This is a genomic window from bacterium, assembly GCA_029210545.1.
GTDB lineage: Bacteria > BMS3Abin14 > BMS3Abin14 > BMS3Abin14 > BMS3Abin14 > JARGFV01.
This window is the reverse complement of sequence record JARGFV010000044.1, coordinates 1-19240: the sequence shown is the minus strand read 5'-3', so window position 1 is coordinate 19240 and position 19240 is coordinate 1. Positions and strand designations below refer to the sequence as shown.

General features: G+C 58.8%; 16 protein-coding genes and 1 pseudogene. 8 read left to right on the top strand and 9 right to left on the bottom strand.

From position 1 onward, the window contains the following. The 3 genes from P1S46_06470 to gatB all read right to left on the bottom strand — a co-directional run. A partial coding sequence (locus tag P1S46_06470; protein ID MDF1536135.1) for an alkaline phosphatase family protein occupies nucleotides 1-2738 on the bottom strand: 2738 nt, incomplete at its 3' end. A 123-nt stretch (nucleotides 2739-2861) separates the two neighbouring features. Further along, nucleotides 2862-3089 (bottom strand): hypothetical protein, encoded by a 228-nt coding sequence (locus P1S46_06465; GenBank protein ID MDF1536134.1) that lies wholly within the window; start codon nucleotides 3087-3089, stop codon nucleotides 2862-2864. 692 nt (nucleotides 3090-3781) lie between these two features. Beyond that, nucleotides 3782-5215: an Asp-tRNA(Asn)/Glu-tRNA(Gln) amidotransferase subunit GatB gene (gatB, locus tag P1S46_06460; protein ID MDF1536133.1), complete on the bottom strand. Its 1434-nt coding sequence runs from the start codon at nucleotides 5213-5215 to the stop codon at nucleotides 3782-3784. A 30-nt stretch (nucleotides 5216-5245) separates the two neighbouring features. Here gatB and P1S46_06455 point away from each other — a divergent pair, with 30 nt between their 5' ends. Next, nucleotides 5246-5410 (top strand): hypothetical protein, encoded by a 165-nt coding sequence (locus tag P1S46_06455; GenBank protein ID MDF1536132.1) that lies wholly within the window; start codon nucleotides 5246-5248, stop codon nucleotides 5408-5410. 44 nt (nucleotides 5411-5454) lie between these two features. Here P1S46_06455 and gatA read toward each other — a convergent pair whose 3' ends face one another. The 3 genes from gatA to gatC form a co-directional block, all read right to left on the bottom strand. Then, nucleotides 5455-6912 carry an Asp-tRNA(Asn)/Glu-tRNA(Gln) amidotransferase subunit GatA gene (gene gatA / locus P1S46_06450; protein ID MDF1536131.1) on the bottom strand — a complete coding sequence of 486 codons (1458 nt, stop codon included), beginning with the start codon at nucleotides 6910-6912 and terminating at the stop codon, nucleotides 5455-5457. Nucleotides 6913-7029: 117 nt separating this feature from the next. Further along, nucleotides 7030-8298 carry a phosphomethylpyrimidine synthase ThiC gene (gene thiC, locus P1S46_06445; GenBank protein ID MDF1536130.1) on the bottom strand — a complete coding sequence of 423 codons (1269 nt, stop codon included), beginning with the start codon at nucleotides 8296-8298 and terminating at the stop codon, nucleotides 7030-7032. Nucleotides 8299-8415: 117 nt separating this feature from the next. Beyond that, nucleotides 8416-8706 (bottom strand): Asp-tRNA(Asn)/Glu-tRNA(Gln) amidotransferase subunit GatC, encoded by a 291-nt coding sequence (gatC, locus tag P1S46_06440; GenBank protein MDF1536129.1) that lies wholly within the window; start codon nucleotides 8704-8706, stop codon nucleotides 8416-8418. Nucleotides 8707-9367: 661 nt separating this feature from the next. Between gatC and purU the strand changes: the two genes are divergently transcribed. Next, the gene (purU, locus tag P1S46_06435) at nucleotides 9368-10252 is read left to right on the top strand and encodes a formyltetrahydrofolate deformylase (GenBank protein MDF1536128.1); all 885 of its coding nucleotides are present in this window, start codon (nucleotides 9368-9370) and stop codon (nucleotides 10250-10252) included. Nucleotides 10253-10320: 68 nt separating this feature from the next. Here the strand turns inward: purU and P1S46_06430 are convergent, their stop codons facing one another. Next, the gene (locus P1S46_06430; protein ID MDF1536127.1) at nucleotides 10321-10458 is read right to left on the bottom strand and encodes a hypothetical protein; all 138 of its coding nucleotides are present in this window, start codon (nucleotides 10456-10458) and stop codon (nucleotides 10321-10323) included. Between the two features lie 195 nt (nucleotides 10459-10653). On the opposite strand from P1S46_06430, the gene P1S46_06425 reads away from it, so the two are divergent. The 6 genes and pseudogenes from P1S46_06425 to P1S46_06400 all read left to right on the top strand — a co-directional run bounded on the left by P1S46_06425 (nucleotide 10654) and on the right by P1S46_06400 (nucleotide 16331). Continuing rightward, nucleotides 10654-11316, top strand: a complete 663-nt coding sequence (locus P1S46_06425) for a TetR/AcrR family transcriptional regulator (GenBank protein ID MDF1536126.1) — start codon at nucleotides 10654-10656, stop codon at nucleotides 11314-11316. A 178-nt stretch (nucleotides 11317-11494) separates the two neighbouring features. Beyond that, nucleotides 11495-11839: pseudogene (locus P1S46_06420) on the top strand (S-adenosylmethionine decarboxylase). A 5-nt stretch (nucleotides 11840-11844) separates the two neighbouring features. Next, nucleotides 11845-12771: a GNAT family N-acetyltransferase gene (locus P1S46_06415; GenBank protein ID MDF1536125.1), complete on the top strand. Its 927-nt coding sequence runs from the start codon at nucleotides 11845-11847 to the stop codon at nucleotides 12769-12771. Beyond that, on the top strand, nucleotides 12768-14051 hold the full coding sequence (locus P1S46_06410; GenBank protein ID MDF1536124.1) for an ATP-grasp domain-containing protein: 1284 nt from the start codon (nucleotides 12768-12770) through the stop codon (nucleotides 14049-14051). The genes P1S46_06415 and P1S46_06410 overlap by 4 nt, the downstream gene beginning before the upstream one ends. After that, entirely contained in the window at nucleotides 14048-15367 is a 1320-nt protein-coding gene (locus tag P1S46_06405; GenBank protein MDF1536123.1) for a decarboxylase, read from the top strand. The genes P1S46_06410 and P1S46_06405 overlap by 4 nt, the downstream gene beginning before the upstream one ends. A gap of 52 nt (nucleotides 15368-15419) precedes the next feature. After that, entirely contained in the window at nucleotides 15420-16331 is a 912-nt protein-coding gene (locus P1S46_06400) for a GNAT family N-acetyltransferase (protein ID MDF1536122.1), read from the top strand. Between the two features lie 454 nt (nucleotides 16332-16785). Here P1S46_06400 and P1S46_06395 read toward each other — a convergent pair whose 3' ends face one another. Together P1S46_06395 and P1S46_06390 are read right to left on the bottom strand one after the other, a co-directional pair. Next, complete coding sequence (locus tag P1S46_06395; GenBank protein MDF1536121.1) at nucleotides 16786-18879, bottom strand: HEAT repeat domain-containing protein; 2094 nt, start codon at nucleotides 18877-18879, stop codon at nucleotides 16786-16788. A gap of 41 nt (nucleotides 18880-18920) precedes the next feature. After that, the coding region (locus P1S46_06390; GenBank protein MDF1536120.1) for a cation transporter dimerization domain-containing protein at nucleotides 18921-19240 on the bottom strand (320 nt) is incomplete at its 5' end.

Genomic DNA, 19240 nt, shown 5'->3' with positions numbered 1-19240 from the left:
CCCTGGAGGGGTCTGTCGTCGCAAGGGTCGCAAATGTCTCCCCGTCCGTCTATATCCACGTCGACTTGATCCGGGTTAATATCCTGGGGGCAGTTGTCGCAGTCATCTCCGACATCATCGCCGTCGAAATCATATCCTGTGGTCACAGTCGCGATGGTTTCCTGCCCACCCTCGCGACCAAGGGAATCCACCGCGTAGATGTAATACCCTAACGTTGTGGCGAAGGGGAAAGACTGATCTTCGTAGAAGTTCACCGGCGTGTAGACATCGAAAGGCTCGGGTTCACCCATATAAATCCTCTGGACCCTGTAGCTCACAGCACCGGGTAGGGGATCCCACGCAACAGAGACGCGATCGCAGTCATATGTCGCCTCGGGTGCCACCGGCTTAGCCAGATAGACACTCACGTCGAAGACTTCGGAGGTAGTGCCTCCATCAGGATCGCTCACGGAGAGTTCGACAAGGTGGTCCCCGAGTTGGTCGATCATCGGCATCCAAGCCACCTCTCCAGTGGTTTCGTCAAAAGACATTCCCTCCGCAAGCGATACCGCAGTGTAGGTGAGAGGCTCACCCTCAGGATCGTCGGCCAGCATCCTGTAGGAGTATCCAACTCCTACCTCGGCTCTTTTTCCCCCACTGCTGTATAACTCTGGAGGAAGGTTGGATGAAGTTTCTTGATAATAATGGGGAACCGATTCCGGTACGGGAGTATTCTGGGCCAACCAGCCTATTGTTCCCTTGTTGCTGACCTCCAGGCTGTAGGTGTCTCCGGGTTGGGAGGTCCCATCTGTAGACACTTGCACCGTAAAGTCTCCATCAACAGGCCTGGGGATGATGATTCTGTCCTCCACGAGCCCATCGCCGTCCACGTCCTCTTCCAGATAGGCCGCACCGGGTATCTCGTTAACACCCTTGTTCACAGTTCTGTCCAGTGGATCGGTGACGGCCAGGTCAATGGGGCTGTGCCCGGTGAAAACGATGTTATTCAAATCGTAATCCAGATCGGGACATGTGAGTCCCGGTAGGGGATAACCGGCCAGCTGAGCCACCAGGCAGGGAGCATCCAGGATTCCTTGCCGACTGAGGACGGATCCGGAGCCGATATCCTTACCAGTCACTACGAGCGGCACATGAGTATCTGTCTCCTTCCTGATGAGGTTCCCGTGAACAGCCTTGTTGTCCCAGGGATTTATCCAGTCAGGAATAGTACTTGACTCGATAAAAGTGTAATTGTCCTCGTAATTGGCGGTTAGGATGATATCACCGCTCGTTGTAAAGGGTCCCATAAGTCCCTGAATCCTCTCCACTGGTTTCCAGTACTTGTCTGAATCGCCCACCGCCTCGAAGTATTCAGTCAAGGCGGTTGTCGTTCCTGCGAACCGGGAGTCGTTACCTGTATAGACCTGATAGGCATCATTCAGCAGCACGAGGGCGATGTCGACACCTTCTGCCAGTTGATTCTGGTTCATTAAGTTCGTGGTGATCTCGGTCAGCAAGCGCCTGCCGGCGTCATCCCATCTTCCCAGATTTCGATACCAGTTCTCACCAGGCCGCCGAATGTAGATATGGGTCATTCCGTCGTTGATCTCTATCTTGAAATATTGGTCGAGTGTTCCATCCTGCAGTTGCTGGCTGTATTCAGGCAAACCACCGAGGGCATTGACCAGAGACAGGTGGATTCTACTGCTGGTGAGTCGTTTCACGATGTCCGTCTGCCCATGGTCGGCCACCAAGACGAAGTAGAACGGCTCCAGACTGCCATAATATTCCTTTAGGCCACGGATATGGGTGCCGTCCTCGTCGTAACCGTTCAGCAATATATCGAAAACGGGGTTGAGGTGGACCTTCAGGTAGTCCTCCTGCGTGGCGACCTTATGCAGGTGGGAGTGGTGGTCGAGTCCCGGGAGATAGAAGGTGACGATCTTGGGTAGCCGCCCACGGGTCTTTTCAAAACCGTCCAGTCCGGCCAGGAGCATTGTCACTGCGTCCTTGTCGTACCCTGGTGTGTCTGTTAGGTATTTCCCCAATTCCAGTCCGTTCTGATACCTGACCCAGCTCGTACTACCATTGCTGTACATGTGGAAACTGACAATGCTGGGCTCAAGACAAATATCGTAAATGGTGGGGGCATTCAGGAGATTGTTGGCGTATCCAAAAGCGTATGTATCTATGGTCGTGAACAGAGAAGTGAACTTTACCTCGAGTCCTTCGTTTCCGTCATCCGCGTAGCGGTCGAAATATTTATTTCCTAAGATCTCATGTTGGAAGGGATCGACCCCGGTAACCAGGGAGGCATTGGCTGCGTAGGTGATGGATGGGAAGATGGAGTGCGTCCTGTTAATCAGCTTCGAACCACCCAAATCTTCCCCAAAAATCTCCACAAAGTATCCCATTGGGTCTGTGGAAGCCGCCGTAGAACCGGACATAGATGCCCAGAACTTGTCCCAACGCAGTCCATCGATGATTATATAAACGACTGATGATTCTTCTTCCTGAACCTCCTCCACCGTCACGTTCCAGGAATAGTTTTGGACCGCCCAGCCGGAGGCGCAGGTTTCCCTGTTGTCGGCACAATAAAGAACGCGGATGTCAAACCGGTATGATCCCGCCGTGTCATAGGTGTGGGAATGATAATATTGCTTGTTCAGTTCATGCCACGGCCAGCTGTCGTAGGTTTCCCTGGCGCCTGTCGTTTCATTTGTGAAGGTATACTGATACCGCAGGATATATCCGTTCATGGATACGTGATTGGTAAAACCCTGACCTACAGGGACAGGGCTGTCAGGATATTGGACCGTGAACTTCCCGCTGGGATGTGGGAACACAACGCTTGTGGTGGCGCTCTCGGCCAGGGGGACGGACTAGCTCATCGCGGCGATGCCCAGATCTCTCCGGGCGGAATCAGGCACGTGGCACTCGATACAGCTCGTCAAGTCGGGCACACAATCGACCGAATCGCAGACACTTCCATAGGCGCCGCACTCCACAGGCGGCATAAGCAAGTCGGTCCCCGTAACTACCTCGGCCCCTGCCGGTACATGAAAAGCAACCGCAGCCACGACCACCACCATGAAAAGAGCTCTTTTCATCTCGAACTCCCCTCCCTGGAAAAGCGACCAACCTTAGAGTCGTGCCCCACCTTCTTACCTTCTCAACCAAAAAACCGCCCTCCCGAAACCGGAAAGGCGGCTACGCTTGCACTCAATGATGATATCCCCAAGATGATGTTTGCCCCCACCTGATCCCCTGGAACAATGAGGATTCTACAGCATTCCGCAGTGGTTTTTCAACTGCTTATTATTGCACACGAATATGTGCAGTGATTAGTAATGGTTATAGTTATAGCAATGGTAGCAGAAGAACCTTAGTCCGGTTTCAGGTTTTGTGCCGCAAGTCCCGAGATTGCTTCACCTGTTTTATGGTTCGCAATGACTTCCTTTTGTTTCCTCTGCGCTCCGCGTTCTCTGCGTGAGACAGATTTAACCGCCGTTACAGGAATAGCGCCTTACCCTGAACCCTGGCGCGAAGCGCAAAGAACAAAGCGCGAAGAAAGATCCTTACCTTCGCTCTTCTCCGTGTCCTCCGCGGTGAATGCTCTTCAGGCTTTGACGGCACACGCCAGAGATCTCCCCCGGTCTTAAGGTTTTCCCTGCGTCACCCTGCGGTGCAGTCTTTTTGCGGCTGCTCTGCGTCCCCTGCGTTAAGGCTCTTGCCGCTTTTACAGAAACAAAAAAACAGGAGCATCGCTCCGGCTGAGTCTTTTCGGTTCACGGTTCACGGACTATTCGGCAAGCAACTTCCTCAGAATTTCATTTACGACTCGCGGATTAGCCTTCCCCCCGCTCGCCTTCATCACCTGGCCCACGAAAAAGCCCAGGACCTTCTCGTTGCCGTCTTTAAACTGCCGGACCTGGTCGGGGTTGGCGTCGAGGATCTTTTTGACCTCCTCCTCGATGGCCCCCGCGTCGGAGACCTGGGCTAGTCCCTTTGCCTCGACCACGGCTTTCGGGTCGGCACCCGTGGTGAAGACCTCCTCAAAGAGCTGCTTGGCGCCCGAACCGGAGATGGTCCCGTTGTCCACGAAGCCGATGATGGCGGCAAGCTGCCCGGGGCTGACCATTGCCGTCTCAACGCCCTTTTCCTTGACCAGGCGAGTGTACTCCCCCATGACCCAGTTGCTGGCCTTCTTGGCGTCGGCACCGGCGTCCACCGTTCCCTCGAAAAAACAGGCTGTCGCCACATCGGCGGTAAGTACCTGGGCGTCGTACTCCGGGATTCCTATCTCGCTGACGTAGCGCTGCATTTTCTGATCCCTCAGTTCGGGCAGATCTTCCCCGATCCGCGCGACCCAATCCTTGTCGATACGGATGGGGACAAGGTCAGGTTCGGGGAAGTAACGGTAATCGTGCGCCTCCTCCTTGCCCCGCATGGAGATGGTGACCCCCTTGTCGGAATCGAAAAGCCGGGTTTCCTGGACCACATGGCCGCCGCTTTCGATAAGATCGATCTGCCGCTCGACCTCGTACTCGAGGGCCTGCTGCAGAAACCGGAAGGAGTTCATGTTCTTGATCTCCGCCCGGGTACCGAAGGTGTCGGAACCCACCGGCATCACCGAAACGTTGGCGTCGCAGCGAAGGCTTCCCTCTTCCATGTTGCCGTCGCAGATCCCAAGGTACACCACGGCATCCCGCAGGGTCTGCATGTAGGCCCGGGCCTCCTCAGGGGAACGCATATCGGGTTCGCTCACGATCTCCATGAGGGGCACGCAGGCCCGGTTCAGATCCACGAAGCTGGCGTTGGACGAGTCGAAAGCCCCCTCGTGGACCAGCTTGCCGGCGTCCTCCTCCATGTGGATCCGGGTGATGCCGATCCTTTTCACATCCCCGTCCAGCCGGATGTCCACCCACCCCTCCTCGCAAAGGGGCTTTTCGAACTGGCTGATCTGGTACCCCTTGGGCAGGTCCGGGTAGAAATAGTTCTTCCGGGCGAAGACGCTCTCGGCCGCGATGCGGCAATTGGTGGCGAGGCCCATCATGATGGCAAAGTCTACGACTTTCCGATTGAGTACCGGGAGAACACCCGGCAAACCCAGGCACACCGGGCAGGTGTTGGCGTTGGGCGCCTTCCCAAACTCGGTGCTGCAACCGCAGAAGATCTTGCTGGTGGTCTTCAGCTGCGCGTGGACCTCGAGACCGATGACTGTTTCGTATTTCATGAAGCACTCCAAATAGTCGTAGACCTGGTCGTGGTCCTGGTCGTAGTCCTGGTCGTAGTCCTGGTCGTAGACCTGGTCGTAGACCTGGTCGTGGTCCTGGTCGTAGTCCTGGTCCAGGTCCAGGTACTTACAGTGGACACTCCGGCAATTCCCCTCAACATGTTTCAGAGCTATGTGCTAACCGCTATGAGCTAAGTTTCAAGCAATACCTTAGTTCCTGATACTTAATTCGCTAGTTCTCAAAGAGGACATTCATCAAGCTGTCCTCTTTGAAGTTCATACGCATAGGCCACATTGAGGAGCACCTCTTCCCGGAAGGCCGGGCCGATGAGCTGGACACCCACTGGAAGCCCTGCCTTCGTGACGCCGCACGGGACCGACATCCCGGCCACGCCGGCGATGTTCACGGGAATGGTGAACACGTCCGAAAGGTACATCTGGAGGGGGTTGTCCACCCTGTCCCCCATGGGGAACGCAGGACCGGGGGCGGTGGGTGAGAGGAGGACGTCGGCCTTCGCGAACGCCTCGTCCATCTCCCTGCGGATCATGGTCCGGACCCTCTGGGCCTTCCCGTAGTAGGCGTCATAGTAACCGGCGGAAAGGGCGAAGGTCCCGAGCATGATGCGCCGTTTGACCTCGGGGCCGAACCCCCGGCTCCGGGTCTTGCGGTACATTTCGATGAGCCCCTTCGTATCCGGAACCCGGGCCCCGTACCGGACCCCGTCGTAGCGGGCCAGGTTGGAGGACGCTTCAGCCGGGGCGATAATATAGTAAGTGGCCACGGCGTACTTCGTGCTGGGCAGGGACACCGGGACCAGTTTCGCTCCCCTCGCCTGAAGGTCCGCAGCGGCCCTGCGCACCAGTTCCTCGACCTCCGGGTCGAGCCCCTCCCCGAAATACTCGTCGGGAAGTCCGATACTCATCCCCCCCACGTCACCGGTGAGAAGGGCCGCGTAATCGGGCACGGGAAGGTCGGCCGAGGTGCTGTCGGCCGGATCGTTGCCGGCGACAGCGCCCAGTAGAATGGCGCAGTCGATGACGTCCCGGGTAAGGGGCCCCACCTGGTCCAGGGACGAGGCGAAGGCGATGACCCCGTAACGGCTCACCCGCCCGTATGTGGGCTTGAGCCCCACCACGCCGCAGTGGGAGGCTGGCTGGCGGATGGACCCGCCCGTGTCGGTGCCCAGGGTCCCTATGGCCTCGCCGGCGGCCACGGCGGCGGCCGAACCGCCCGAAGATCCTCCAGGAACGCAATCCGTGTCCCACGGGTTGCGGGTGGGGAAAAAACCGGAGTTCTCGTTGGACGATCCCATGGCGAACTCGTCCATGTTGAGCTTTCCGGTGATGACGGCCCCGGCCTCCTTGAGCCTGCGGGAGGGCGTCCCGTCGTAGGGCGCGATAAAGTTTTCCAGGATCTTCGAGCCGGCGGTGGTCTTCACCCCTTCGGTAACGAAGATGTCCTTGAGGCCGATGGGGATGCCGTCCAGGGGCCCGATGAAATCGCCCTTGCGGTAACGCTCGTCGGCCCGGTCGGCGGCTTCCATGGCCGCCGCCTCGGTGAGGGTGATGTAGCAGCGGACCTTGTCATCCACCTGGGCAATGCGGCCGAACACGCTCCGGGTAATGTCCGTCGAGGTGGTCCGACCTTCTTTCAGGTCCTCGTGCAGTTCATGGATCGTTTTTTTGTAAAGCTTCATGGTCGGTCCCGTTTTGGGTTTTGGGTTTTGGGTTCAGAGCCTGGAACATAGCTTCTCACTGATTACTGATTACTGAAATTCTAGCTGGGAGTCTGAAACGGATAGTCCGACAGACTCCTAGCTGAAGACTTTCATGGCACATAATTTTCCGCACATGCTGCACTCCTCGTCCAGTTCCTTCCTGTCCCCCATCCGGCGGCGGACCTCCCCCGGGTCCAGGGCGTATTTGATCTGCCCCTCCCAGTCCAGGGAGGCGCGGCACCTTGACATGGCCAGGTCCCTCTCCCAGGCCGCCTTGTTGCCCCGGGCAATGTCCACCGCGTGGGCGGCGATCCTCGAAGCCATGATCCCGCGTCTCACGTCGTCGGGATCCGGCAGGGAAAGGTGCTCGGCCGGGGTGACGTAGCACAGGAAATCGGCGCCGGCCATGCCGGCCACGGCACCGCCGATGGCTCCCGTGATGTGATCGTAACCGGCCCCGACGTCGGTGACAAGGGGACCGAGGATGTAAAAGGGCGCTCCGTGGCAGAGCCGTTTCTGGAGGACCACGTTGGCCTGGATCTGATCAAGGGGAACGTGTCCCGGCCCCTCCACGATGACCTGGACTCCGGCGTCCCAGGCACGCCGGGTCAACTCCCCAAGGACGATGAGCTCTTCCACCTGGGCCGCGTCGGTGGCGTCGGCAAGGCTGCCTGGCCTGAGCCCGTCACCCAGGCTGATGGTGACATCGTGTTCCCGGAGGATGGCTAGGAGGTCGTCGTACCGCTCGTAGAGGGGGTTTTCCTTCCCCTCCCGCTCCATCCAGGCCGCCAGGAGCGATCCTCCCCGGCTGACGATCCTGGTTACCCTTCCCGATTTCCTCACCGTTTTCACCGCCGAACGGGTCACACCGCAGTGGAGCGTGACAAAATCCACCCCGTCCTCGGCGTGACGGCGCACCGCGTCGAACAGGTCATCCGCGGAAAAAAGGGAAGGGTCCCCCTTGCTCTCGTAGGTCCTGACGGCAGCGTCGTAAATGGGAACGGTTCCCACCGGGATGGTTGAGCGGCGCACGATCTCCTTGCGGAGGGCGCCCATGTTACCGCCGGTGGAAAGGTCCATGACGGCATCGGCGCCGGCAGCGATGGCCGTGTTGAGTTTCCTCAGCTCCAGCTCAGGGTCGTTGCAGGCCAGGCTCGTACCGAGGTTGGCGTTGACCTTGACGGTGAAGGGGCCGCCGATCCCCCTGGGCTGAAGAGCGGTGTGGGCAGGATTGGCCGGGATGGACACCTTGCCGGAAGCCAGCAGGTCTCTCACCTCCCCGGGCGCGACGTTCTCTTCCCGGGCCACGTGGCGCATGACCTCTGTGATGCGTCCTTCCAGTGCCGCTATTCGTTGGGTGGTCATAAATGTTTCTCTCCGTGAAACTTTGCAGAAATCAGTAATCAGTCGTCAGTAGCCAGTAAAGTACAAAAGACTTTGTCTGATATCTGCCTACTGAAATCTGATATCTGGTTCCCCGAATTATCCTTCGATAATTCGGGGAACCCTGAACGCTGTCCCTTCCCTTTCCGGGGCGTTTGCCAGTCCCTTCTCAACAGGGAGGGACGGTTGCACCTCGTCGGCCCGCATAACGTTGGCCATATCGATAACGTGGGATGTGGGAGGTACACCGGACAGGTCCAGCTCGTCCAGAAGACCGATGTAACCCAGGATATCACCCAGCTGGCTCTGCATCTTCGCGGCTTCTTCAGGCTCCATATCCAGCCTGGCGAGACGGGCGACGTGGTCGACGAGTTCCGGTGTGATTTTCAAAGGTTCCTCCTGTCGGGACAGCTTCCAGCCCGGCCGTAGATACGGGAAACAAAAAAGGAATTGTTAGCATATAAACAGGGAACAGTGAACAGTGAAAGGTGACCCGAAATCCGAGATTGGTTTGAGGCGATCACCTTGTAACGGAACCTCGGGTTCTCCTCCTCGAACAGATCCCCCTGAACCGGGCGACGCGCAGCGATCAGGCGCAACGCCTTCTTCGCGTGTTCCATGCTGTGCGCCGTCTCGGCGACATGACCATCCTGACAGGGACGCCGCTCGTCCACGGCAATGGCCCGGATAGCCCCCACAACAGCCGAATCAAGGTCCGCGCCGACGGCAAAAACAATGTCAACAAAAGCGGCATCACGAATTGGGATGGACGATAACCGGCTCCGCTTCCAGGGGAAGGAAGACAACCGTCCACCAGATCGGGAAGCCCGATACCAACAAGGTTTTTTTATCCCCAAAATCGCGAAAATCAGATCAATCGCGATTTTGGGGCTGAATCCGGGTGGGATGTCCCCTCCGGATTCAGGGTTCTTGACCTTTGGTGAATCTCCTTTAAACTGCGAAATGTCAGAACTTCTGACAGGAGCCTGACTGAAGGCGCTGCACTTCTGTCATGAAAAGAACCGGCCGGCAGCCGGGAGGAGTCACCCACATGAGCGATCGCGCGAACAACGGCAAAGCACCCACAACCGTAACGGCACTGATCCAGGGCAAGGATACCAAGGGGATCATCGCTACCATCACCAACTGGATCTTCGACCACAGCGGCAACATCGTCTACCTGGACCAGCACACCGATCCGGTGGAGGACATGTTCTTCATGAGGATCCGCTGGGACATGGAAGGATTCGAGATCCCCAGGGAAGAGATAGACGACGAGTTCTCCAAGGTGTGCTGGCGGCTCGGGATGGCTCACCGCCTTTTCTTTTCGGATCGAAAAAAACGGATCGCCATCATGGTCTCAAAACAGGGACACTGCCTTCTTGACCTTCTGTACCGCTGGCGAAGCAGGCACATCGAAGTGGACATCCCCTGCATCATCAGCAACCACGACGAACTGCGGGACATGGCCGGCTATTACAACATCCCTTATCACCACCTGCCGGTGGACAAGGAGAACAAACGTGGTCAGGAGGACCAGGCCCTGGAGATCCTCAAGGAAGAGAACGTGGATACGGTCATCCTGGCCCGCTACATGCAGATCCTGACCCCCAGGTTCGTCACCGCCTACCGCAACAGCATCATCAACATCCACCACTCTTTCCTCCCCGCCTTCATCGGTGCCGACCCCTACCTTCAGGCGTTCAAACGCGGGGTCAAGATCATCGGCGCCACCAGCCACTACGTCACCGAGGATCTCGACCAGGGCCCCATCATCTACCAGGACATCGTTCCGGTCACCCACAGGGACAACGTGAAGACCCTCAAACGCAAGGGCGAGGATATCGAGAAGGTGGTCCTCGCCCGGGCCGTGGCCATGCACGTGGAAAACAGGGTGCTGATACATAATGGTAAAACGGTCGTCTTCGGGGGCTGAGCTGATCTCATATCTCATAAAAAACTTCAGGGGCCGGCCGGCCCCTGTTTAAGTATTAGCTGTTAGCTTCAATAAATCTCCGCTCCGGCCTCCCGGTACTCCCTGAACACCATGACGAACGACACGCCATGCCCCACCGACCATTCAGTCCGGGCGTCCAGCCGGCTCGGGATGGCCCTGACCAGCCTGATACCGGAAGTTTCCATCGCATTTCCCTTCCCCGGCCTTCCCGATCAGTGATCGACTGTAAACTGTCACTTGTCACTCGTCACTCGGCATTCGGCTTACCCATTGATTTTGTTGCTCTTTTTTCTTCGAAAAAAATATTTTATACCCTGAAAATAATTATTGACTATGCGGTCAAATTTGACTATACGGTCAGCAATATAGGGGATTCGGACATGAACCAGATCAAACCAACGATCGAAGCAAAGCTGTCCCGGCAGGCCAGGAAAACCCGTGCGACAAGGCGCCGCCTCCTCAAGGCTGCCAGGGAACTGTTCGCAGAAAAGGGCATCGACCTGACGACCATCGAAGACATCACTCAGCGGGCCGATCTGGCAAAAGGAACCTTCTACTACTATTTCGAGGACAAGAACGAGGTCATATCCGATCAGATCCGGGAGGTCCTCCATGGTCTTGTCAAGACCATGGAGGAACGGTGCCTTGCAGCCACGGACCTGACGACTTTGCTCGAGTTCATTATCCAGGCCCACATCGATTTTTTCAGCTCCAGGTGGGAGGATTTCGTCCTCTACTATCAGGGTCGTGCCGACCTGAAGCTCAAGGAGGGCTATTCAGGACTCGAACTGCCCTTCCTTGAGTACCTCGAGTCCATCGAAGGCCTGGTGGACTCGGTGGTCCGGCAGCGCCTGGGCAAACCGCTTCTTCGCCGCATCGGCTGCGCGGTAGCGGGGTTTCTTTCCGGCTACTACTCCTTCGCCGTCATCGCCTCGGAGGACGATAACGTGGACGAAAATATCCAATCACTGAAGGGGGTCCTTGTGAGCAGCCTCGCGCGATTCATCAACGGAGCCCTCCGCCAGGAAGAGGACAGCCATTGATGGCCTCGCAAAATGGCCCGAAGAGACTTTTAACGAGGTAATCAACCGTTGATCAGCCCCAACGCCCTTTAAGCGGCAAGGCTGCAGGACAATCCCATATTTTATGGAGGAAAGTGAAATGTTGGGAACACAGCCAATACCAATGACCGTACCCGAGCAGGCAGCGGCCGAGCAGGTGTGGGGCATCGCCACCGCCATAGACATCTACGAGTGCGACCCCGACACTATCCGGGACGCTGAGGCTATTCGGCTTTTCGTCGTCGAACTGTGTGACCTCATCGAAATGAAGCGTTTCGGTGAGACGCAGGTGATCCACTTCGGGGAGGACGAAAAGGTGGCCGGCTATTCCATGGTCCAGCTCATCGAGACTTCACTGATCTCGGCACACTTCGCCAACCTCACCAATACCACCTACCTCGACGTTTTCAGCTGCAAGCCCTACGATCCGGAAATTGTGGCCGAGTTTGCCCGCAGTTTCTTTGGAGGGTCCCGGGTGGAATCGAACGTCACGTTCCGGCGGTGACCGCCGTGGACGTCAGATTTGTCCGCGACCTCGGCGAAGCCCGGGAACTGTGGGTCGATCTCATGCCCGACGAGTTCGTCATGGACCTCTGGGAAGTACGCATGGCGTTCCACCGTCATTTCCGCCGTCCCTTCCTTTTTCTCGTCGAGGAGTCCGGGGGGAAACCCGCAGGTCTCCTTCCCTTGTCCTGGATCGAGGAGCAGGGGAACTGGGCCTTCTTCCCGGGAGAGACCTGGCGGGGCCGCACCTGGCTGGAGCAGAATGTCATCGTTTCCAGTGATCCTAAAAGCCTCCTTGCCTCGGTTCCCGGACCCATTCACATCCGATACCTCTCGCCCCGTTCGGCCAACCTGCCCGCCGAAAGCCGGGTCGACGAGACCGGATATCTTTTCGAACCGCCCAGGTACGGTTACGACATGGCCGGATATCGTGCCGCCTTCTCCGGCAAGTCTTTCAAACGGATCCGGAAGGAAGTCGAGACCCTCCAGACCAGGGGTGTAACCTGGCGCCTGGACCGTTTCGAGGATTTTGACCTCATGGTGTCCATGAACCTGGCCCGATTCGGGACCAGTTCCTATTTCGCGGATCCCAGGTTCCGCAGGGGGTTTACCGACATGGTCCGGTTCTTCGCCGAAGCCGGGTGGCTGAGGGTCACCACCGCCATGGTGGGCGGCTATCCGGCCGCGGTCGATGTGGGTGTGCTCCATAAGGAGGTTTACACCCTCATGGCCGGGGGTACCGACCCTGAATGCTCCGGTATCGCCAAGCTCATCAACCTCCACCACATGGAGAGAGCCTGCGCCGAACAGATACGCCAGGTCGATTTCCTTTGCGGAGAGTTCAACTGGAAGAAGATGTTCCATCTCACGGAACGGCCCCTGTACCTCCTTTCTGAAGCGGCAGGGCAGGTATCCCACGGAGTATCGTCGTGACTCGGGGGAGAGTGCTGGTCGTCGGGACGACTCCTGATTACATCGAATTGATCGAGGGCCGCTATCCCGGACGGGCCCTGTTCCTGACCGACGCCAGGGTCCGCCGGAACGCCGGAGTCGAGCGCCCCCCGGAGGAAGTGGAGGTCACCGCAGACCTCAGCAACAGCAAGGAGGCCCTGTCTTCGCTGAGAAGGCATCTCACGACCCACGGTATGGAACTTTCCGGGATCACCTGCTTTGACGACGAGTCCCTGGCGCTTGCCGCGTCCCTGGCCGCCAAACTGGCTCTCCCCTATCATTCCGAGGCGTCCATAAAGACCAGCAGGAGCAAATTCCACTCCAAAAGGGCATGGCTGCGTTCAGGTGTCCCTTGTCCCCGGGTCCTCACCGCAAGGGAACCGGAGGACCTCGAGGCGGTCATCGACCGCCTGGGCTTCCCCCTGGTACTCAAACCGCTGACAGGGTCCGGGAGCGAACTCGTCTTCTGGTGTAAGAACCGTGGAGAGGCCCGGAAGGCCTTCAGGATCATTACCCGCAGGCTGGCCGAGCACCCTGACGAAAGGATGTACCACCTGGGGCACTACCAGGGCCAGGGCATCGATCCCCGTCAGGATGTGGTCGCCGAGGAAGGGCTGACCGGTCCCGAGTTCAGCTGCGATTTCATCCTCGAGAACGGTCGGGTGAAGATCGTCCGTGTAGCCGGCAAGATCCTTGCCCCGGAACTGGGTACGGGAACGACCCACCTGTATTACGTACCGGCGAACGGAGACACAGGGATCAGCCAGAGGGACCTGGAGAAGCAGCTCTTTGAAGCGGCCGACGCCATGGAGCTCACCAGTGGTCTCTTCATGGCCGACTTTATCGTCCACCGCGGGCGCGCCAGCTTCCTCGAGCTTTCCCCGCGCCCTTCAGGGGACTGTCTTCCCTGGCTGATCCGGGCCAGCGGTGGGCTGGACATGCTCTGTCTCGCCCTGGACCTTGCGGAAGGGTCGAGTCCAGTGCTCCCTCCTGTGGAATCGTTCCGGTTTCTCGCGGCAGTGAGGATTTTCGCCCGCCAGACCGGGGTGATCGAGAGAATCGATGTTTCACGTATTGCCGGGGATCCCGGGGTCGTGGATATCACCTTATACCGTGAGCCGGGACACAAGGTCGCCCTCCCGCCCGGCGACTACTTTTCGAGAGTGCTTGGCCACATCATTTTCAGCCCCTCCAACCCTGATGACCTTGCGGAGGAGGGTGACCGCCTGGAAAAACTCCTTCGCGTGGAGATGGCATCATGAAACAGGCCGGGGGAATGGACGGCCACGGGTGTGACGCCAGTCAGGGCCCCCACTGCGAAAAGGAGGTCCGCGACCTCGTCCTTTCGTTCCTTGCACGAGCGGAGGAGCTGAAAGCGGCGGCGGACCTTCGGAACACCCCTCTTTACCTTTTCGACCCCGCGTCCCTCAGCGCCAGTTGCCGGGCATTTGTCGGAGCGTTCGAGGAACGTCTTCCGGGTTTCGAGGCTTTCTTTGCCATGAAGTGCAACAACCACCCCTGGATGGCCGCCGGGGTGGTCGCAGCCGGGCTGGGCCTGGACGTTTCCAGCGGCCTGGAGCTGGAAAACGCCCTCGCGGCAGGCTGCCGGAGGATCCTGTTCTCGGGACCGGGCAAGACAGACGACGAACTGGGTCTCGCCCTTGAGAACCGGGACGCCGTCACCATCCTCCTGGACAGTCCCGGGGAGCTGGACCGGCTGGCAGGGATCGTCTCTTTTTCCGGGGCGCCTGTCCGAACCGGGGTGCGGATCACCACGCAGGAGGAGGGGCTCTGGAGAAAGTTCGGGGTGGGCCTGGCCGAACTCGAGACCTTCATGAAGAAGGCAGCCCAAAGCCCGCGTGTGCTGCTGCGGGGCGTTCAGTTCCACACAAGCTGGAACCTCACCCCTGACGCCCACACCGGGTTCATCGCCAGGCTGGGCCTCGTCCTGAGAAACCTTGACCGGGGACTGACACGTGACCTGGAGTTTATCGATATCGGGGGCGGTTACTGGCCGGAGGAGGGGGAATGGCTGCTGGATACGGAGTCTCTTTCACCGGGCTTCCTGCCCGGACGCCGGATCGTTCCGGCAGCTCCCATCGATGACTTCGCGCGGGAGATCGCCCGTTCCCTCCGGGAAAACATCTTCCCCGTTTGCCCCCTGACCGTTTATGCCGAACCCGGCCGGTGGATCGCCAACAGCGCCATGCACATACTCCTTCGCGTTGTGGACGTCAAGTCCCGGGACATTGTCATCGCGGACGCAGGGACCAACATCGTCGGGTGGGAGCGATACGAATCCGACTACGTGCCTGTCATCAACCTCAGCCGGCCCTCCGCCGTGGAGCGGCCCTGCCTCATCGCCGGGTCTTTGTGCACTCCGCATGACGTGTGGGGCTGGTCCTATTTCGGAGACGGGATCGAGCCCGGCGACCTGCTCCTCCTTCCCAACCAGGGCGCCTACACCTGGAGTCTTCGCCAGCAGTTCATCAAACCGACGGCGGAAATGGTGCGGCTCAGGCAATCCCGGGCTGATTCCATCACCTGGTTCTCTGAGGCGATCAGGCCTGGATCATAGGCCACGGATCACCGTTAACGGTTTGCGAACTTAAACTCGAGGTTTTATTACCATGGCCAAAAGACGTCCGAAGATAACGATCCGACGCTGGCGTGAGGAAGACATACCCGGAGTCATCGAGTGCAACAAGGCCGCCTACGCGGACTACCCTCCGGAGTTCGAATACGGCGAGCGGCTCTACGATATGCAGCTGGCCGTTTTCCCGCAGGGGCAGTTCCTGGCCATCGCTGACAACAAGATCGTGGGATTTGCCACCTCCCTCATCATCAGCCTCGATGACGAGACCTACTGGTACACCGTGGACGAGATCACCGGCGCCGGGACCTTCAGCACCCACAACTATCTCGGGGACACCCTTTACGGGGCGGACCTTGCCGTCCATCCCGATTACCAGCGCCTGGGCATTTCCGGAATGCTCTACGAGCGCCGCAGGAAGCTCATGAAGAGATACAACCTGAGGCGGATGATCGCCTACGGCCGTATCCCCGGTTACAGGCGTTACGCCGGCAGGATGACCGCCGGCCAGTACGTCAGGAAGGTCGTGGAAGGGGAACTGGAGGACCAGGCCCTCAACTCCCACCTCAAGGCCGGCTACAAGGTGAAAAAGGTCCAGATGGAAGACGCGGTTGAGTTCTTCGTCGACACGGCTTCCGCCTCCCACTGCCATTTCCTCCTCTTTCCGGAGTACTTTACCTACCAGCTCATCAGCTGCCACGCCGCCAGCGGCGGGTACGTCTACACACAGGACAAGCTGCACATCACCCCAAGCGACTTTCCTTTTCCGGAAAAGGGGATCCAGGGAGAGGCCGACCCCAACGTGGAGTCGGTGGTGGTCTCGGAATTGGCCCTCTCGGCCCTGGCCCAGCAGCGGCACATCGCCACCGTCCGTCCCCTCCACGACCGGCGCCCGGACCTGTACCAGCTGCAGCCCATGGTGGATCTGGAGAAGATCAGGGTGGAGTAAAAAACAGTCCAAAGTGCAAAGTCCAAAGGCCAAAGGGGAAGGACAAGTGCTAGGAAAAGTCAGTGCGAAGTGCGACTCGACCAACTCGCCTGGTGCGGAGGGCGGAAAAAACTGGACGCGGAAACTTACGGCTGGACGACTGAGCTGCGGAGCGAGAGGGCGGGCAGAGGAGCGGGGGAGCAGGGGGGAAGGGGTGTCGAAGTGTCGGTATGGCGGTTTACTTTATTCGTCATCCCGGAAATCGCCTGGCAATAAGTCCCCTCCCCATTCTTCTTCCCCTCATGTAGGCTTACTTCCTTACCCTTCCTCCCCCTGCCAATAGGCCCTTTCCTTATTCTCCCTCTCCCCGCCGAGGGAGAGGGCCGGGGTGAGGGGGAAAGTTTTTCCTGAGGGGAGAGGAAGAGTCATGTACCCCAGGCAAAGCCGGGGGGGTTCCCTAAGCACTAATCACTAATTACCGATCACGATTCACGGCCCTTAGCTTCTCCAGCTCCGCCCTTGCCCTTTTCGCCACCGCATCATCCTTGAGATGTGACATCCTCTCGAGCTGTTTTTCAGCTTCTTCCCCTCCCATCCGCCCGAGTGTGTAGGACAGGGACGTGAGGAATTCGGACGGGAACCCGCCTCCCGGCCTTTTCAGCTTCTTCAAACCTCTCCGGGGGATCGCTTTCTCGCTCACAGAGAGGACGCAGCTGTCGATCTCGTCGCTGATCCCGGGGCATCCGTCACGCAGATGCCCCAGGGCGCTCACAGCGGCGGCGGCGAGACTCCACAGCTTCCCGTCGTCTTCCCGGCCGGCCCTGGCGAGGATATCCCGAAGTGGATCAAACAAACCGGGGTCAGCGGCGAACCCCAACCCCCTGACCGCCTCTCTTTGCACCTCCGGGTCGGTATCCTTCAAGGCGCTCATGAAAAGCTTCCCCTTGCCCACGGGCGCCAGGCTGACCAGGGCACGGACCGCTTCCCTTCGCACATCGCTGCTCGGATCCCCGACCTTCCTTTCAACGGCCTGGACGACTATCGGCTTGAAGTTCTCGTAGGTTACCCCCGCCAGAACCCTGACGACCATCGCCAACGTGTCGCCGGACACCCCGGCCTCATCGAGGATATCGACGAGGATAGACGCCGGGTCCGGCCCCATCTCGAGGAGGATATCGGCTGCCTGTTTTCTCCTCCAGATGTCATCGCTCTGAATGATGATCTCCCTGAGGGTGCCGATGGCCCAGACACCCATGAGAACGAAGAAACGGCCGATCTCGACGCGGTCTTCCTTCGGAACCGTGAGAAAGGCTTCCTTCGCCGCCCGGATAGCCGGACCCTCCCTGATCTCGCCGAGGGCCTGGTGCGCGACGTGTGTCAGCTCACTGTTTTCGGCGGCACGGGACGCCAGCCTCCCCGTAATGGCGACCGCCTCAGCGTACCACCCGCCCTCGATGAGGTAGAGTACGATCCTGGCCAGTGGAACTGCGAACCTGGAAAATTCCTCCATGGAACCACCGGCGTCCAGATGGGTCAGGTAGGCGTCGGAGTAATCGATGAAGCTCCTGACCAGGTGCAGGAGGGTGACCCGTTCCCTCACCTCGGGGGTGAGGCTTTCCGGAGACAGGACGCCCGCCTCGTAAAGTACCCTCAGGCGGTCGTTGGATTCCCGGGTGTCGATCCGGATCAGCCTCCCGCAGACCTTTCCGAGGAGGCGGTCGAACTTTTCGGGCGGCAGGATCTCACGAAAGCAAGATTCCTTACCGGAGGCGTCGTCCATGAGGAGGGTAACGACTGCGAAAAAGGTCTTCTCCTCCATGACCGACAGCAGTTCATCCTCCGCTCCGTCCTCATCAAGGATCCGGGTCGCGGCAAGATCCAGATTCATTAGGAAGGCATAAGTCTGGTCATATTCCCTCAGGGGACGGGTAACATCATGGAGGATCCGGCCCTTGATCCTGGCGAGCTCTTCGTGCTCCATCTTCCCGTGGATCGACAGCACCCTGAGATCCTTGTGGAGGCGTGAAAGGGCCAGGTTCACCCGCCAGGGGATCTCCCGGCCGGTGCCGATGAGTTCCTCGTTGAAGATCCAGGAGATGTTCCGGATCTGTTGGAGCCTTATGCTGTCGGTAAACCGTTTTTTGGACTCTGTCTCCCCCATTTCGACGAAGGCCGGGTCGCTCATGAGGTCGATGAAACGGGAGAACTCATCCGGCCCCATTCTCGCAGAGAGGGTGAGGCTGATGAGCTCCTTTTGCTCCATAAAGTTGACGAACCCGGGGATGCAGGTGTCCACCATCCCGAGGGGCATGATCTCCTTGAGCCGTACGGCTGACTCGCCGAGGCCTTCCACATGGGCCGTGGGTTCTCCGTCCTCTTCCCTGATGTAGAAATGCAGGTCTCCGGAAACATTCGCCAACGGGACAAAGCCCTCGTAGAGGGCCTCCTTCGCCGTCTGCGACTGGGGATGGTCCGGGAGATAGTCGCCTGTCCGCAGGAAGGCCTGGATCAGCGAGACGACAAGATCGTCGCCCCCGGAGTGAAAATGGGTTAAGGATTCCTCGGACATCTGCCCCCCGTTGCCGTAAGAACGAGTTACTGTTTTGTTTTCTAACCTGAAGAATCGATCGGGGAACCCGACGATTCTTCAGGCTCCACATGCACCAGCACGTCGAAGACCCTCTGATCGTTCTCCATGACCACCCGTTTCACATCCCTGGCCACGTCGTGGCTGTCGGCCACGTTCATCTCGGGATCGAGGCCGAGGTGGACTTCCACCGCGATGCGCCTGCCCACGTACCTCATCTTCAGGTCCCTCACGCTCAGGGTCCGGGGCACCGTCAGGATGGCCTCAACGACCTTTCCCTGGTAATCCCTTGAAGGCGCCTTGTCAACTAGCCTTTCCGTCGCCTCCCAGCCGATCCCTACCC

Bases quoted from the DNA above. Each gene is read 5' to 3' on its own strand.
- P1S46_06425 (MDF1536126.1), top strand. From the start codon at position 10,654: ATGAACCAGATCAAACCAACGATCGAAGCAAAGCTGTCCCGGCAGGCC.
- P1S46_06430 (MDF1536127.1), bottom strand. From the start codon at position 10,458: ATGGAAACTTCCGGTATCAGGCTGGTCAGGGCCATCCCGAGCCGGCTG.
- P1S46_06465 (MDF1536134.1), bottom strand. From the start codon at position 3,089: ATGAAAAGAGCTCTTTTCATGGTGGTGGTCGTGGCTGCGGTTGCTTTT.
- P1S46_06400 (MDF1536122.1), top strand. From the start codon at position 15,420: ATGGCCAAAAGACGTCCGAAGATAACGATCCGACGCTGGCGTGAGGAA.
- P1S46_06395 (MDF1536121.1), bottom strand. From the start codon at position 18,879: ATGTCCGAGGAATCCTTAACCCATTTTCACTCCGGGGGCGACGATCTT.
- purU (MDF1536128.1), top strand. From the start codon at position 9,368: ATGAGCGATCGCGCGAACAACGGCAAAGCACCCACAACCGTAACGGCA.
- P1S46_06405 (MDF1536123.1), top strand. From the start codon at position 14,048: ATGAAACAGGCCGGGGGAATGGACGGCCACGGGTGTGACGCCAGTCAG.
- thiC (MDF1536130.1), bottom strand. From the start codon at position 8,298: ATGACCACCCAACGAATAGCGGCACTGGAAGGACGCATCACAGAGGTC.
- gatB (MDF1536133.1), bottom strand. From the start codon at position 5,215: ATGAAATACGAAACAGTCATCGGTCTCGAGGTCCACGCGCAGCTGAAG.
- gatA (MDF1536131.1), bottom strand. From the start codon at position 6,912: ATGAAGCTTTACAAAAAAACGATCCATGAACTGCACGAGGACCTGAAA.